Origin of the sequence: Arthrobacter sp. efr-133-R2A-63, from assembly GCF_030209795.1 — a bacterium.
GTDB classification, from domain to species: Bacteria; Actinomycetota; Actinomycetes; order Actinomycetales; family Micrococcaceae; genus Arthrobacter; species Arthrobacter bambusae_A.
On sequence record NZ_JARVRG010000005.1, the window covers coordinates 82,875 to 96,843 of the forward strand.

Below are 13,969 nucleotides of genomic sequence, written 5' to 3' on the forward strand. Positions count from 1 at the left end.
AAAACCATCGATGGAACTAGGGTAGTATGGACGGGTTGCTTCTTATGGGGGCATGGCGCAATTGGTAGCGCACCTGCTTTGCAAGCAGGGGGTTCGGGGTTCGAGTCCCCGTGCCTCCACCATAAGAAAGAGTCCCGGTCAGAAATGACCGGGACTCTTTGCGTTAAGCCGCCCCACTAAGGTTGAATTGTGAACTTCATCGTTGCTGCTTTGGGTGTGCTTGGCGTCGCATCATCCGGACCCCTCATCGCCGGAACGCTTGGGGCGACCTCCGTCACGGCACTGGCCATCGCTTTCTGGCGCAACGCAATCGCCGCCGTCGTCATGGCCTCGCCGGTCCTGATCCGCGAGCCCCGACAATTCCGCAAGATCACCCGCCGCGAGTTCACGTGGTCCGCCGTCGCGGCAGTGGCGCTGGCTTTCCATTTCGCTTGCTTCATCACTGCGCTGGAGCTCACGTCAGTCGCGGCCGCCACCGCCTTGGTGTGCCTGCAGTCGGCGTGGATCGCCGTTTTCCAGCTCCTCCGCGGGACGAGGCACCGTTGGCCGGTCCTGGTGGGGCTTGGCATCGCGTTAGGCGGCGTCGCCGCCATCACGGGCTTCGACATGGGGACTTCACCGAAGGCCCTCCTTGGCGACATCCTCGCTCTCGCCGGTGGCGCCTTGGCCGGGCTGTACACCTTGGCCGGAGGCAAAGCCCGGCAGAGCATGGGCATCGGAACGTACACGACGCTCTGCTACGGGATCTGCGCCGCCATTGTCGCGGTGCTGGCCCTCATGGGCGGCCAGCGGCTCGTGGGGTTCGACGCCGGAGGCTGGCTGGGGATCGTGGCCATCACTGTGTGCGCACAGCTGGTGGGCCACACCGCCTTCAACCATCTCCTGGCCACCCTGAGCCCGCTGCTGGTTTCCATGATCATCCTGCTGGAGATCCCGGGGGCGGCGCTTCTCGCTGCGGTCTTCCTGCACGAGACCCTGCCGGCCGGTACCTATGCGGGGCTAGCCCTGATCCTGGGTGGTCTCGCCGTCGTCGTCGCTGGTCAGCGGCGCGGCAAGGGTGACGTTGACGGAAAAATCGCCGAGCTCGGCACTGACTGAGCGGCTACAGGCCGCCGCGGCGGACGCTTTGGCTCGCGTTGGCCGCGTGGATGGCCCGGAGCAGCTTGGCCGGGAAGTAGACCGAGAAGAACACCACCATGGGGGCCTTGAGCGCCATCTTCTTGACGTTGTGGGCCTTGTAGGTCCTGTCGAAGCGGGTCACGTAATAGCGGTAGTCGCGCGGTGAATCCTCGAGCCTGCGGGCGGACATGCCCGAGACCATCTGCGGCCAGTACTGGACCCTGAGATCGTGGTCGGCAAGGTGCAGGGAAAGATCGATGTCCTCATGCATCTCGTCTTTCTCGTCCAGGCAGGTTTCGTCCCGGATGGTTTCCCAGGCGGAACGGCGAAGCGCCATGTTGGATCCGAAAAGGAAATGATATTGGTGCTTCGCGAGCCGGAGCATGAGCTGGCGCATTTTGTCGTCGGCTTTGAGCCCGAAGCGGCGCATGGGCATGTCGTAGTAGACCACGGGACCGGTTGCAGCCTGCGCTGAGGGGTCGGCGAAGGCCTTTTGGACCTGCTCCACCCAGTCAGGTTCCAGGACGGAGTCGGCGTCGATCCGGCCGAGGACATCCGACGTGGCGCTGTTGAGGCCAAAGTTGCGGGTGGGAATGAGTCCCTGGGCCTTGTCCTGGCTCAACAGGATAATGGGGCTCTCAGGGTATTCCAGTTGCATCTGCTGGACGATCTGCGCGGTGCGGTCTGTGGACCTGTTGTTCACGACGATGATTTCATCCGCAGGTACCGACTGGTAGATGGCCGCGATCAAGCATTGCCGTATGACGCTTTCCTCGTTGTACGCCGGGATGATGATTGAAACGCTCGGCTTCACGGGTGCGACGGCTGCGTTGGTGGCTGCATCTACGAAAGATCTATCGGCTGGCATCTCCATAAATCTAACATCAGGCCGGTATCCCTTGAGGAAGTCTCCGGTGACAAGTGGCCAAACAATTGAAGGGATCCCGGCGAACCGGAATCCCTTCAACGCGGCGCGAATCCGGCTTTCGCCTAGGCCTCGTGTTTGCCTGCTTCGTCAGAAGCCTCGTGGTCCTCGTCTGCCTCGTCCTTGTGAAGGCTGGCGGCGATGTTCTTTACCGCCGTCTTGGCGTCGATTGCCACGTTCGCTGCGGTGTCCGTGGCGTCCTCGACGACGTGTTTTGCCTTCTCGGCTACAGTTTCGCTCTTGTCGGCTACGTCGAGCCTCACGTCGTCAACCTTTTCGGCTACCTTGTCGGCGGCTTCGTTGGCCTTCTCAGCCACTTTCTCGGCTACAGCCGCGGCCGGCACCGGCGAGGGTGTTACGACCGGGACCGGGGTCTTCCATGGGTCCTCTACAGGACGGCTGGCCCTCCACGCCGCAATGCCGGCCGCTGCAGCCGCTGCTACAACCGTGAAGATCAGGAAGCCCCGCTTTTTGGGTTTCCGGGTCTTGGCGAGCTCTTTCGAGACTGTTTTGGATGCTTCCTCGGCCGCGGCTTTCAGCTGGGCGCCTGTGGCTTGTGCTTGCTCCTGCAGATTGTGAACCACTCCCGAGTCCACCAGCCTCTGGGCCACGGCGTCCACCTGAGCGGGTGCATTCTCAAGGGCTTGGTGGACAACCCCGGAGGCTTGCCCGAGCTGTTCCGAGAGCTTGGGCAGGTATTCCTCAACAACTTTGTCCCGGGCGTGGCTGAGTGCCGGGGTTGCCTTGTTAAGGGCTTCCTGGATCTTAGGTGAGGCATCCTCGACGACGTCATGGATCCTCGGTGCGAGGTTCGCCAGGCCTTCCTGGAGCCTAGGGGTGACGGTCGCAACGCCGTCGGCGAGGTTGTACGCAGCTGACTTCAGGCCTTCCTGAAGCTTCGGCGAAGCGGTGTCGATTCCGTGCTGGATGCGGGGAACCGCCCAGTTCACAGCTGCCTCGACGCGCGGTGTCGCCCAGTCCTTGGCATTTTCGACACCATTCACGACGGTGTGTTCAAGTTCGCGGGCAATCCGGTCCGATTTCTTCACAACTACCTCCCGATCAACATGCTCGTTTGTTGTTAGCCTACGTCGCTTGATCGGCACCGGCTATTCATCCAGCGGATTCATGGAAGATTTCACCGAGCGCGGAACCGCCTTCCTGGCCGCACCGGCGTTGACCCTGCATGGAAGAATGGCGATATGACCATCGCAACCGCACAAGCAACTTTCCACACGAGCCTCGGTGACATCGTGGTTGACCTCTTCGGCAACCACGCGCCCAAGACGGTCGCCAACTTCGTTGGCCTGGCCACAGGCGAAAAGTCCTGGACCCACCCGGAAACGGGCGAAGACAAGACCGGTACCCCCCTGTACAACGGCACCATTTTCCACCGCATCATCAAAGACTTCATGATCCAGGGCGGCGATCCCCTCGGCCGCGGCATCGGCGGACCGGGCTACAAGTTCGACGACGAGATCCACCCGGAACTCAACTTCAACGCCCCTTACAAGCTGGCCATGGCCAACGCCGGTGTCCAGATGGGCAAGGGCACCAACGGCTCCCAGTTCTTCATCACCACGGTCAACACCGACTGGCTTTTCGGCAAGCACTCGATCTTCGGCGAGGTGGCTGACGAAGAGTCCAAGAAGGTTGTAGACGCCATCGAGGCTGTCCGCACCGGCATGGGCGACCGTCCTGTTGAGGATGTCGTCATCAACAGCATTGACATCGTCCAGCTCTGATCCCCGGAGTATGAGCAGCATATGAGTTACGGAATCCCGGCGGCAGAGCCGTCAGCAGACATTCCGGTGTGCCCCAGGCACCCGGACAGGCCTTCCTACGTGCGGTGCCAGCGTTGCGGGCGTCCTGCATGCCCCGAATGCCAGCGGGCGGCCGCCGTCGGGTTCCAATGCGTTGACTGTGTCAATGAAATGAAGCGTTCGACGCCGGCAGTGCGTTCCGCCTATGGCGGCGCCGTCGCGACCGGGCGTCCTTTGGTGACGTACGTACTCATCGGGTTGTGTGCCTTGGTGTACGTGCTGCAATGGCTGATTCCCGGCGGTGTCGTGGAGGGCCAGCTCGTTTTCGCCTCCGCCTATGCCTCTCCCCAATATGGGGCCTTCGAACCATGGCGGATGCTGACGAGCGCTTTCGTCCACTCACAAGGTTTCGTCCTGCACATCGTGCTCAACATGTACATGCTCTGGATCTTCGGCCAGGTGCTGGAGCCCGTTCTGGGGCGCATTCGCTTCCTCGCCGTCTACGTGCTCTCCGCCATTGGTGGTTCCGTTGGCTTCATGCTGCTGACGCCGGTCTTCCCTGTAACCCCCGTTGAAGGTGCGTCAGGCGCGATCTTCGGCCTCTTTGGCGCACTCCTCGTGATCCAAAGCCGGCGCGGCGGAGACACCCGGCAGTTGTGGATCCTTATCGTCATCAACGGGGTGATTGGCTTCGTCGTCCCGGGAATCGCCTGGCAGGCCCACTTGGGCGGCCTGATCACGGGCGGCCTGTGTGCCGCCGTCATCGCCTTTGCTCCGCGTGGACCGCGCCAGGCGCTGTTGCAAACTGCCGGCATGGCACTGGTGGCCGGAATTCTTGTGCTGGCTACCGTCCTTGGGGCCACCGCGGGCTGACAGCTCTTTACGCTTTTCTTACCCTAGGAGCGCCTCCAAGCGGTCCATCGACTCCTTGATGCCCGCATCCATGCCGCTGGCCACTGCCATGTCACGGGCCTCCACCGAGGGAAACACGGAGCGCTGCACAACGCGTGTGCGGCCCCCAAGGTCTTCAAACCGGGTGGTATCCAAGGTGACTTGCCCCGGGGCGCCGTCGAATTCGAAGGTCTGGATGATCCGCAACGGTTCCTGGACCTCGTGGAAGACCCCGCGGAAGCCGAACTCGTTGCCTTGCTCGTCCAGGTGCGTGTAGCGGTAGCTGCCGCCCGTCCGCGCGTCGTACGCCTCCAGGCGCATTTCCAGGCGACGCGGACCCAACCATTTGACCACCAGTTCGGGATCCGTGAAAGCCTGGAACACTCGATACGGGGCGGCATCGAAGTCGCGGCTCGTGTCGATGAACGGCGTGCCCGCCGCGACGTCAATGATTGTTGTGTTGGTGCTCATTGTCCTTCTCCTTTTCCGGATTGTCCTTTTGGGCTGTGCTGGCCAGTAGTTCGTCCAACCGGGCGAAACGTTCCTCTGCCTGGAGACGGTAGTTCTCAATCCACCCGGCCAAAGGTCCCAGCGCCGCGGTGTTCAGGTGACAGGGACGGCGCTGCGCTTCCCTCCTCCTCGTGATGAGCCCTGCGCCCTCTAGCACTTGAAGGTGCTTGGAGATGGCTTGGAGGGTGACGGTGAAGGGCTGGGCGATCTCACCGACAGTGGCATCGCCCAGGGCCAACCGCGCCAGGATCTTGCGCCGGACAGGATCGGCGAGGGCCATGAATGCCCTGTTGAGCTGGTCTTCAGGATCCAGCACGGCTGTGCCGATCGTGTCCGGCATGCGTCTCCCCTGTCTGGCTCCAGTCCCAAGCCTTGCGGAATTCCGAATCTTGACGGTACTCTATCAGATGGTTTATCAACTAAATGATTGAATATCGCCAGCTTAAGTCTGTGCGTTCAGGCGCGTCAATACCCCCTCGGATATGTTTTCCACAGCTGTTATCCACAGTGTGCGTAACTTACAACCGTGTAGTTCAACGGTGGATGGACCTTCCGCGCCTAGATAGCAGGGGCAGCGGGTCTCCCTGGGGATTAACGTCCACATCTGTGGATAACTTTTGCCCACACGCTTGTGGGTATGTGGATAAGAATCGCGTTTTTCGGTGGTGTGTGGACAACCTCACCGTCAGGAGCCGTAAGAGAGCGGTATCAACAGAGTTATCAACATTGTTAATAACTCACATCGCTGTAGTTCGTTGTCCTTCCTGGACCTTGAAGCCCGCCGTTCTGGGAGTTTTCCACTTTGTAGGCACAGTTTTTCCCCAACTGTGGATAACTTGTGGGTAGTTGCCTGTTGTTAAGTGTGTAACTGGCGCGGGGACGGCCAGGATGGTCAATCGCTACGTAGCTTCGATGCCATGCTGCCTGACGTCGGGCTGACGTCGGGCGCGGGCACAGAAGCGGGCGCGCGCCGCAGAAGCGGGTACGCAGGCAGGCCGATACCGCCCTCTGAGAGAGGCCCTATTGTGAGGCGATACGGTCGAGCGTGTGAACGAAGGTGGTAGCGGGAGCCTGAAGGTCGGACCGGCGTCAGACCGGGACGTGTTCGGTCTGGGAAGCGACCGTCTGGGGCCTGCGGGCTGCGTCACTGATCCGCAACAACAAAGCCACGATGATCCAGTTGGCAAGGAGGGAGGATCCGCCCGCGGAGAGGAACGGCGTCGTGAGTCCAGTGAGGGGAATAAGGCGCGTGACGCCGCCGATAATGATGAAGCACTGAAGAGCCATGGAGAAGGCCAGGCCACAGGCAAGGAGCTTTCCGAAGGCATCCCGGATGCCCAGGGCGGCCCGGAATCCCCTCGTGAAAAGCAGCAAATAGAGGAGGACGATCGCGAACAGCCCGATCAGGCCGAGTTCTTCGCCAAGGGAAGCGATGATCATGTCGCTGTTCGCGAAAGGCACAAGGTCCGGGCTTCCAAGTCCGAGGCCTTTTCCGATCAGGCCGCCGTCGGCCATTCCGAAGAGGCCCTGGACAATCTGGGCGCTGCCTCCGGGGAAGCGGGTGAAAACCTGGGGGTCGAAGGCATTGATCCAGGCGTCGATGCGCAAGCCGACATGGGAAAAGATCTTTGCCGCGGCGTATCCGCCCAAAAGCATGAGCACGACGCCGAGGACGAGCCAGCTGGCCCGGCTCGTGGCAACGTAGATCATCACGATGAACAGGCCGAACAGCAGTATGGACATGCCGAGATCGTGCTGGAAGACCAGTACGCCAACGCTCGCTGCCCAGGCAGTGATCATCGGCCCGGTGTCCTTGATTCTGGGGAACTGCAAGCGCCCGAATTTCCTACCGGCCAACAGGATCAAGTCCCGGTTGGAGGACAAGTAGCCCGCGAAGAAGATTGCGAGCGTAATCTTCACGATCTCGCCGGGTTGGAACTGCAGGGAACCAAGGCGAATCCAGACATTCGCGCCGTTGATGTCTCCCGCGGAAATGCCCGGGACAAGCGGAAGAATGAGGAGCGCGGCGCTGACAGCGAGTGCGATGAACGTGTACCGGCGCAGGATTCTGTGATCCTTCAAGAGCCACAGCACGGCGGCCGCGACCAGCACCGAGACGATCGTCCACGTCAGCTGGTTGCCCCCCGCATTAGTGCCGTTTGACGCATCGAGGCGTCGGATCATGGCGATGCCGAGGCCGTTCAAAGCGACAACGATCGGGAGTATCACCGGATCCGCATATCTGGCCTTGAAACGCAGGACGACGTGGAAGATTCCGGCCAGCGCCGTCAGGGCACCCGCCTGAAGCCAGAATCCAACGTCAAGGGCTTCCTTCTTGTCCACGCTGGTCATTGCGAGGGCACCGATGCCGACGCCAAGTGCCAGCACCAACAGCACCATTTCCACGTTTCGGCGAGGCTTCGCCGGAATCGCTTGCTGGCTCATGGGCATCTTCTTTCGTGGATCTCGGACTGCCGGGCGGGTCCGGTCAGTGGCCCAAGATCGGGTAAGTGGCTCACAACATAAGGTTCAGTGGGCCATCATAGCCGCAGCGGCTGGGCAGCGGCTGGGCAGCGGTTGGGAACAGGACCCGTCGATCAGCGGCCAGCTTCGGTAACGGCCTGTATCGCCATGTCGTCGAGCTTCGGAAGCGCGTGCTCAAGCCGATGCCTGGCCTCGCTGACCGTCTTCTCCACCGCTGACAGGGAAGCGTCGGCGACGACGATGGTGGCGGCACCCTGCAGGCGATGGCCGACCCAACGTAGTTGGAGCCGCGGCACGGAGAGTACGCCCGGTGCCCTGTCCAAGGCCGCCTGGGCGGTATCGAGAAGTTCGGGTTCTATGCCGTCCATCAGGCGTCGCCCGATGCTGCGTACCGTACCCCAGAGCAGGACGATGATGGCTGCTGAAATCAGCAGGCCGACAATCGGATCCGCCAGCGGGAAGCCGAGCAGCACGCCGCCGGCGCCAATCACCACTGCGAGGGAGGTGAATCCGTCAATGCGCGCGTGCACGCCGTCGGCGACCAGTGCAGCGGATCCGATCTGCCGGCCCACCCTGATCCTGTAGACGGCCACGATCTCATTGCCCGCAAAGCCAATGAGCCCGGCCGCAAGGACCCACCACAGATTGTGCAGGGGCTGCGGATGGAAGAGGCGATCGATGGATTGCCATGCGGCGACCACCGCCGAAAGCGCTACGACGCCGACAATGAACAATCCGGCAAGGTCCTCCGCCCGCCCGTATCCATAGTTGTATCGGCGGGTTGCTGCGCGGCGTCCCAGAATGAACGCGATCCAGAGTGGCACTGCGGTGAGTGCGTCCGAAAAGTTGTGGATGGTGTCGGCCAGCAACGCGACAGAGCCGCTGATAAGGACCACAAGGAACTGCAGGACCGTGGTGCCAAGGAGTATGAAGAGGCTGATCTTCAGCGCCCGAACGCCCTGTGTGCTGGACTCAAGCGCATCGTCGATGGAATCGGCGGAATCGTGGGTATGCGGGACAAAGAGCTCATACAGCCACCCCTTGAGACCCTTGTGATGCTTGTGGGAGTGTCCGTCGTGGTCGTGGTCGTGGTCGTGGTCGTGGTCGTGGTCGTGGTCGTGGTCGTGGTCGTGCACGTCGTGCTCATGCACGTCGTGCTCGTGATGACCGACTTGCTGGTGGCCGCTCATGCCGATTCCTGTTCTACGCGGTGGTGTGCAGGGGTGCCGCCCAAGGCGTGTTCCGCCTGGAATATTGCATCCGCAACCAACTGGCGGGCGTGCTCATTCTCCAGGCGGTACATGACCCTGGTCCCGTCCTGCCGCGTGGAGACCATTCTGGCCAAGCGCATTTTGGCAAGGTGCTGCGACACTGCCGCGGGGGACTTCCCTAGAAGGTCGGCCAGCGCTCCGACGGCCATTTCACCGTCCCGCAGCGCGAGGACGATCCGGACCCTCGTGGCGTCAGCCAGCATCGCGAACACTTCGACGGCCAATTCAACGTATTGGCTGTCGACTCCGAGCGAGCAGGCACTCTTATCTGCATTCATACGCAAATTCTTTCACATATTCCGGCCACACCCACATTTGAGGACCCGGGACAAGGACCCGGGACAAGGACCCTGGACAAGGACCCGGGACGCGGACCCGGGACGCGGACCCGGGACAGCGAACCGGAGCCAGCGAGCCGGAGCCAGCGAGCCGCAGCGACCGGCGGGGCGCGAAATGAAGTTCTCAATGCCTCGGGAGTGAACTCTCAATGAACCCGCGGACACTATCCACAGGCTTGTGCACACTGGGTAAAACCACGGATCAAGGAGGACGGGTCCGGTCATCGCCCGAATGCGGGGATCTTGGCCTCATGTACGTGGATGTCCACATGAATTGTCCACAGCTGTGGATAAAGTTACGCACTTCTGTGGAAAGAAGGCGGGAATCAGAGCCAGACTCCTGAGCTGCCGCGGCGATGGCTGTCGAGCAAATGGGTGTCGATCATGCCGATCGCCTCCATCAGTGCGTACATCGTGGTGGGCCCCACGAAAGCGAAGCCCTTCTTGCGCAGGGCCTTGGAGAGCGCAATCGATTCCGGCGATTGGCTGGCGACGTCGGCAAACGTCCGCGGTTCCGGCGTCGACTCCGGTTGGAAGGACCACACGAAGTCCACCAAGCCGCCCTCGCTCCGCAAGCCGATCGTCGCCTTGGCGTTGGTGATGGCCGCACGGATCTTGAGGCGGTTGCGCACAATTCCCGAATCCTGCATCAGCCGTTCGACGTCCGCCTCCGTGAAGGCCGCGACGCTTTCAGGGTGGAAGTCCATGAAAGCGGACCGGAACGCGTCGCGCTTGCGCAAGATGGTGGCCCAGGACAGTCCCGCCTGGAAACCCTCGAGGCTGATGCGTTCGTACAGTCCCCGTTCATCCCGTACGGGCATTCCCCACTCGTGGTCGTAGTACTCGCGCATGAGCGGGTCGACGGAAGCCCAGGGCGGACGAGCAAGGCCGTCGTCGCCGATGATGGTGCCGTTCTCGGCCGGGGTCATAGGTAATCCTCCACAGGAAGACGGGTAGAAGCTGTTGTTGCCATTGTGCCCCGGCCCTACGACATTCCCGTGACGCGCATGGTGATGTTGATCCGTCCCTTCGGCAATCCGCAACCTTCCGGCGCCGTTCCGGGGAGCACTTTGGTGACTCCGTGGTATGCAAAACGGGACGCTTCGCCGAACACGAAGAGGTCGCCTGAGGAGAGCACGACGTCGGCATACGGCTTGGTGCGCGTCTCCGTGTTTCCGAAGCGGAAGACGCAGCTGTCCCCGATGCTGAGCGACACCACCGGGGCCCGCGACTTTTCGTCCTTGTCCTGGTGCATTCCCATTTTGGCCGCCTCGTCGTAGAAATTCACGAGCGCAGTGTCCGGCGTGTAGCTTGCGGCTTCTGCGGCGTCACCGTAGGCCTCGAACAGTGCCTTGCGACCCAGGCGCACCATCCAATCAGGAAGGTCGAGGACCCGGCGCCCGTTGACGTCAAAGGCCTCGCGTGTGTATCTATAGGGTTGCCAGTGCCAGCCGAGGCAGACCGTCCGGACGGACATCGGGTGCCCACCGGGAAGCACCGCGGCACGCAAGGGGACGGGACCCTGCGTCCACTCCTCGAAACGGGCCGCTATCCACTGTTGCTGCTCAAGGCTCAGCCAGCCCGGAACGTGCACCGCGCCGGGCGCGATCTCCCGTGGACCGGCGTCGGGCGCGTCCGGCAACTCAAGCGGAAACAGCGGTTCCGTCCATCCCGAAGTCATGCCGCCTCGAGAGCCAGCAGGGCGCGTTTGGCTTCCGCACCGCCGAGGTAGTTCCCGAACGATCCATCGGACTTCACCACCCGGTGGCACGGAACAATCACCGGCAGCGGGTTGGTGGCGCAAGCGGTCCCGACGGCACGAACGGCCCGCGGGCTGCCGGCAGCCAAGGCCACTTGCGCGTAGCTTTCCGTGTGGCCGTAGGCGATCTGCGGCAAATGTTCCAGGACGCTCAGTCGGAAGCCGCGCGAAAGGCTGAAATCCAAGGGCAGGTCGAACCGGTGCCGGGTGCCCGCGAAGTATTCGTCCAGCTCGCGGGCGGCCGGATCCAGCCGGCTCGCTGAGAAGAGGATCCGCGGACTGAGCTTTTCCGCGAGGCGCTGCAGCACGGCGTCGTGGTCTTCCACTTCGAAGGCCACGCGCACCATGCCGCGTTCCGTGGCTGCGAGCAGCAGTTTGCCGATCGGCGAATCCACGGTGCGGTAGGCAATGTCGAGGGTGTCCTGTTCGGCGGCCGCCGCTGCGAGGCGGTCGTGGAGCCGCTGCATGAGGCCCGGTTCCACGGACTCGAGGGGTGCGAGGAGCGCGGAGACGTCCGGTTCGTCATGATGGATGGTCATGGGGTTTCTTCTTTCACGTAGCTCTCGGAGCTATCAACGAGAATGGTGCGCAGCGCCTTGACGCCGTCGGCTCCCGCTCGACGCGCGGCGTCGGGGGTTCCGCCTAGAAGCCCGGCGACGTCCTTGTAGGGGAGCCCGGCGAGGTAGTGGTAGGCCACCGCTTGGCGCTGCTTCGGGGGGAGCTGCCCGACGGCGTCGAGCACCTCCCGATGACCGTCACCGGGGATGCCGAGTCCGGATGGTCGCACAGGAAGTTCATCCACGGGAAGCGGCTGGCGGTTCCTGGCGCGGACGATGTCGATGGATTTGCGGTGGGCGATGGTGACGAGCCAAGCCTGCACGTTGGCGCCCGCGGGAAGTTCGGGGTAGGCCTTCAAAGCGGAGAGGAAAGTCTCCGACCAGCCGTCCTCGGCGTCGTGGGCGCCCAGAACCGCGCGGCACACGCGAAGAACCGTGGGTCCGTGTTCCCGGACGACAAGTTCGAACGGCTTCTTGGGCTCCATTAGAAGAGCTTGCTTTCCTTCGCCGAGGCCGGTTCTTCGAGGTCCAGGAGGAAGCGCTTGTTGTCGAGGCCGCCGGCGTATCCGGTGAGCCTCCCGTCGCGCCCCACAACCCGGTGGCAAGGGATGATGATGCTGAGTGGATTGCGGCCAACCGCCGAACCGACGGCTTGCGAAAGATTGCGGTCGCCCAGTTCGGTGGCCAATTCTCCATAGCTGACGGTTTCGCCATACGGAATGTGTTCCAGCCTGGCCCATACCCGCTGCTGGAACGGATTCCCTGAAACCTGGAAAGGGACGTCGAACACCGTTCGCTCGCCAGACAGGTATTCGCCGAGTTCACGCGCAGCTTGCTGGAACACGGGATCCTCGGCGGATACGGCTTCCCCGAAGAATTCCGACGGCGGCATATGCCAATGGCCCTCGAAGAAAATACCGGTCAGCGACTCGTCCCGGGCGGTCAGCGTGAGCTGACCCAGTGGGGAATCAATGGTGGTGTGCCTGATGGTCATGCCTAGTAGACGCGGCAGGCGGCCGGAATGTGAGGTCGCCGCTCAGGAGCGCCAGCGGGTAGTCATCAAGAAGCCAACGATCGCGATGCCGAAGCCCGCCACGATGTTCCAGGACGCCCATGCAGGTACGGGAAGTTGGCCGCTCGTGATGTAGAACGTGATGATCCACAGCAGGCCGATGATCATGAGACCGAACATGACGGGCTTGTACCAGATGGGGTTCGGCTTGTACTGGTGCGCGGTGGCCGCTTCGGTGGGGCGGGCGGCCCTCTTGCGGGGCTTGGACTCGGGCACGGATCCTCCTTGGCCGGCTGAATGAAAGGCCGCGCGTCAGCTTGATATCCTGCAGGAAGGAAAATTCCAGCGGTCAACGCGCACGCGGCAATTCCGGGGTTCGTTCTAGCAGCCAAGTCTAGCCGGATTTCGGAGACTGCTCGTCGTCGGGCATCCGCGCCTGTCAAGAGGAGATCCAGTGGCGCAGCAGCAGACGCAGCAAGCCGCTGCCGTGCCGGACGACGGCACGGGAACGGGTGCGGAGGGTACGCGCCGGGGAGGACGCAAGTCCCGCCCGCCGCGGCCAAAGGGACGGCCAAGCAAAGGCGACGTCGTGCGCAGGATCGTCCAGATCGTGGGCGAACTCCTCCTCACCGCGGGAATCATCCTGTTGCTCTTTGTGGCGTGGGAGCTGTGGTGGACCAACGTCGAAGCGGACGCCAAGCAGAGCCAGGCCGTCCAGGGATTTGCGAAGAGTTTTGCGGGACCGGTGGCACCTGTTGCCCCTGCCAATCCTGCTGCACCGCCGAACTACGGGAAACCTGTGGTTGCCCAGGCTCCCGAACACGGCGGCATGATCGGCATCATGTACATTCCCCGGTTCGGCCCTGACTATTCGCGGCCCATCATCGAGGGAACCGGTTCCGACATTCTGGACACGCTGGGTCTCGGCCACTACGGATCCACGAGCATGCCGGGAGCGCCGGGCAACTTCGCCGTCGCCGGACACCGCCAGACCCATGGCGCCGTGCTGGACAACATCCATCTCCTGGTTCCGGGCGACAAAATATATGTGCAGACCAAAGACGGTTATTACACGTATGTCTTCCGAAACAACCAGATCGTGATGCCGTCGCGGACCGATGTCCTTCTTCCGGTCCCCACGCAGCCGGGTGTGGAGCCCACCGAAAGCTACCTCACCATGACCAGCTGCAATCCGCGCTTTGGTTCCCAGGAACGCATCATCGCCTACTCCCTGCTGGAAAGCTGGCAACCTGCCTCCGCCGGGCCGCCGCAGGAGATCGCCAAGCAAGTCGCCCAAACGGCCGGAAAGGGCTAAGCCATGTACGGATGGATCTTCCGCC

At 62.5% G+C, this 13,969-nt stretch carries 17 protein-coding genes and 1 tRNA gene; 5 read left to right on the top strand and 13 right to left on the bottom strand.

Annotated elements, in window-relative coordinates:
• The first annotated feature begins 46 nt into the window (after positions 1-46).
• A tRNA-Ala gene (locus QRN45_RS02760) sits at positions 47-122 on the top strand.
• Between the two features lie 67 nt (positions 123-189).
• On the top strand, positions 190-1,098 hold the full coding sequence (locus tag QRN45_RS02765; RefSeq protein ID WP_241707639.1) for a DMT family transporter: 909 nt from the start codon (positions 190-192) through the stop codon (positions 1,096-1,098).
• Positions 1,099-1,102: 4 nt separating this feature from the next.
• Here the strand turns inward: QRN45_RS02765 and QRN45_RS02770 are convergent, their stop codons facing one another.
• Together QRN45_RS02770 and QRN45_RS02775 are read right to left on the bottom strand one after the other, a co-directional pair.
• A complete protein-coding gene (locus QRN45_RS02770; protein ID WP_284762380.1) occupies positions 1,103-1,987 on the bottom strand; it encodes a glycosyltransferase family 2 protein in 885 nt (294 codons plus the stop codon).
• 122 nt (positions 1,988-2,109) lie between these two features.
• Positions 2,110-3,093, bottom strand: a complete 984-nt coding sequence (locus QRN45_RS02775; protein ID WP_284762381.1) for a hypothetical protein — start codon at positions 3,091-3,093, stop codon at positions 2,110-2,112.
• Between the two features lie 153 nt (positions 3,094-3,246).
• Between QRN45_RS02775 and QRN45_RS02780 the strand changes: the two genes are divergently transcribed.
• Both QRN45_RS02780 and QRN45_RS02785 read left to right on the top strand, forming a co-directional pair.
• Positions 3,247-3,789 (top strand): peptidylprolyl isomerase, encoded by a 543-nt coding sequence (locus QRN45_RS02780; RefSeq protein ID WP_078107051.1) that lies wholly within the window; start codon positions 3,247-3,249, stop codon positions 3,787-3,789.
• A gap of 21 nt (positions 3,790-3,810) precedes the next feature.
• Positions 3,811-4,680, top strand: coding sequence for a rhomboid family intramembrane serine protease (locus tag QRN45_RS02785; RefSeq protein WP_284762382.1), 870 nt, complete (start codon positions 3,811-3,813; stop codon positions 4,678-4,680).
• 18 nt (positions 4,681-4,698) lie between these two features.
• Here QRN45_RS02785 and QRN45_RS02790 read toward each other — a convergent pair whose 3' ends face one another.
• From QRN45_RS02790 to QRN45_RS02840, 11 genes are all read right to left on the bottom strand, one after another.
• Positions 4,699-5,169, bottom strand: a complete 471-nt coding sequence (locus QRN45_RS02790) for an SRPBCC family protein (protein WP_284762383.1) — start codon at positions 5,167-5,169, stop codon at positions 4,699-4,701.
• Positions 5,144-5,548 (bottom strand): ArsR/SmtB family transcription factor, encoded by a 405-nt coding sequence (locus QRN45_RS02795; protein ID WP_284762384.1) that lies wholly within the window; start codon positions 5,546-5,548, stop codon positions 5,144-5,146. The genes QRN45_RS02790 and QRN45_RS02795 overlap by 26 nt, the downstream gene beginning before the upstream one ends.
• 749 nt (positions 5,549-6,297) lie before the next feature.
• Positions 6,298-7,653: an FtsW/RodA/SpoVE family cell cycle protein gene (locus tag QRN45_RS02800; RefSeq protein ID WP_078107047.1), complete on the bottom strand. Its 1,356-nt coding sequence runs from the start codon at positions 7,651-7,653 to the stop codon at positions 6,298-6,300.
• 152 nt (positions 7,654-7,805) lie between these two features.
• Positions 7,806-8,882 carry a cation diffusion facilitator family transporter gene (locus QRN45_RS02805; RefSeq protein WP_264637133.1) on the bottom strand — a complete coding sequence of 359 codons (1,077 nt, stop codon included), beginning with the start codon at positions 8,880-8,882 and terminating at the stop codon, positions 7,806-7,808.
• Complete coding sequence (locus QRN45_RS02810) at positions 8,879-9,241, bottom strand: ArsR/SmtB family transcription factor (RefSeq protein ID WP_078107045.1); 363 nt, start codon at positions 9,239-9,241, stop codon at positions 8,879-8,881. The genes QRN45_RS02805 and QRN45_RS02810 overlap by 4 nt, the downstream gene beginning before the upstream one ends.
• 386 nt (positions 9,242-9,627) lie before the next feature.
• A complete protein-coding gene (locus QRN45_RS02815) occupies positions 9,628-10,230 on the bottom strand; it encodes a DNA-3-methyladenine glycosylase I (RefSeq protein ID WP_241707646.1) in 603 nt (200 codons plus the stop codon).
• Positions 10,231-10,286: 56 nt separating this feature from the next.
• Positions 10,287-10,982 (bottom strand): alpha-ketoglutarate-dependent dioxygenase AlkB family protein, encoded by a 696-nt coding sequence (locus QRN45_RS02820; protein ID WP_241707647.1) that lies wholly within the window; start codon positions 10,980-10,982, stop codon positions 10,287-10,289.
• A complete protein-coding gene (locus tag QRN45_RS02825) occupies positions 10,979-11,599 on the bottom strand; it encodes a methylated-DNA--[protein]-cysteine S-methyltransferase (RefSeq protein WP_241707648.1) in 621 nt (206 codons plus the stop codon). Before QRN45_RS02825 ends, QRN45_RS02820 begins: the two co-directional genes overlap by 4 nt.
• Positions 11,596-12,102, bottom strand: coding sequence for an RNA polymerase sigma factor (locus QRN45_RS02830; protein WP_241707649.1), 507 nt, complete (start codon positions 12,100-12,102; stop codon positions 11,596-11,598). The genes QRN45_RS02825 and QRN45_RS02830 overlap by 4 nt, the downstream gene beginning before the upstream one ends.
• Positions 12,102-12,611: a methylated-DNA--[protein]-cysteine S-methyltransferase gene (locus tag QRN45_RS02835; RefSeq protein ID WP_241707650.1), complete on the bottom strand. Its 510-nt coding sequence runs from the start codon at positions 12,609-12,611 to the stop codon at positions 12,102-12,104. The genes QRN45_RS02830 and QRN45_RS02835 overlap by 1 nt, the downstream gene beginning before the upstream one ends.
• Before the next feature lie 42 nt (positions 12,612-12,653).
• On the bottom strand, positions 12,654-12,905 hold the full coding sequence (locus QRN45_RS02840; protein ID WP_241707651.1) for a cell division protein CrgA: 252 nt from the start codon (positions 12,903-12,905) through the stop codon (positions 12,654-12,656).
• 313 nt (positions 12,906-13,218) lie between these two features.
• Here QRN45_RS02840 and QRN45_RS02845 point away from each other — a divergent pair, with 313 nt between their 5' ends.
• Positions 13,219-13,944, top strand: a complete 726-nt coding sequence (locus tag QRN45_RS02845; protein ID WP_241707709.1) for a class E sortase — start codon at positions 13,219-13,221, stop codon at positions 13,942-13,944.
• The last annotated feature ends 25 nt before the right edge of the window (positions 13,945-13,969 follow it).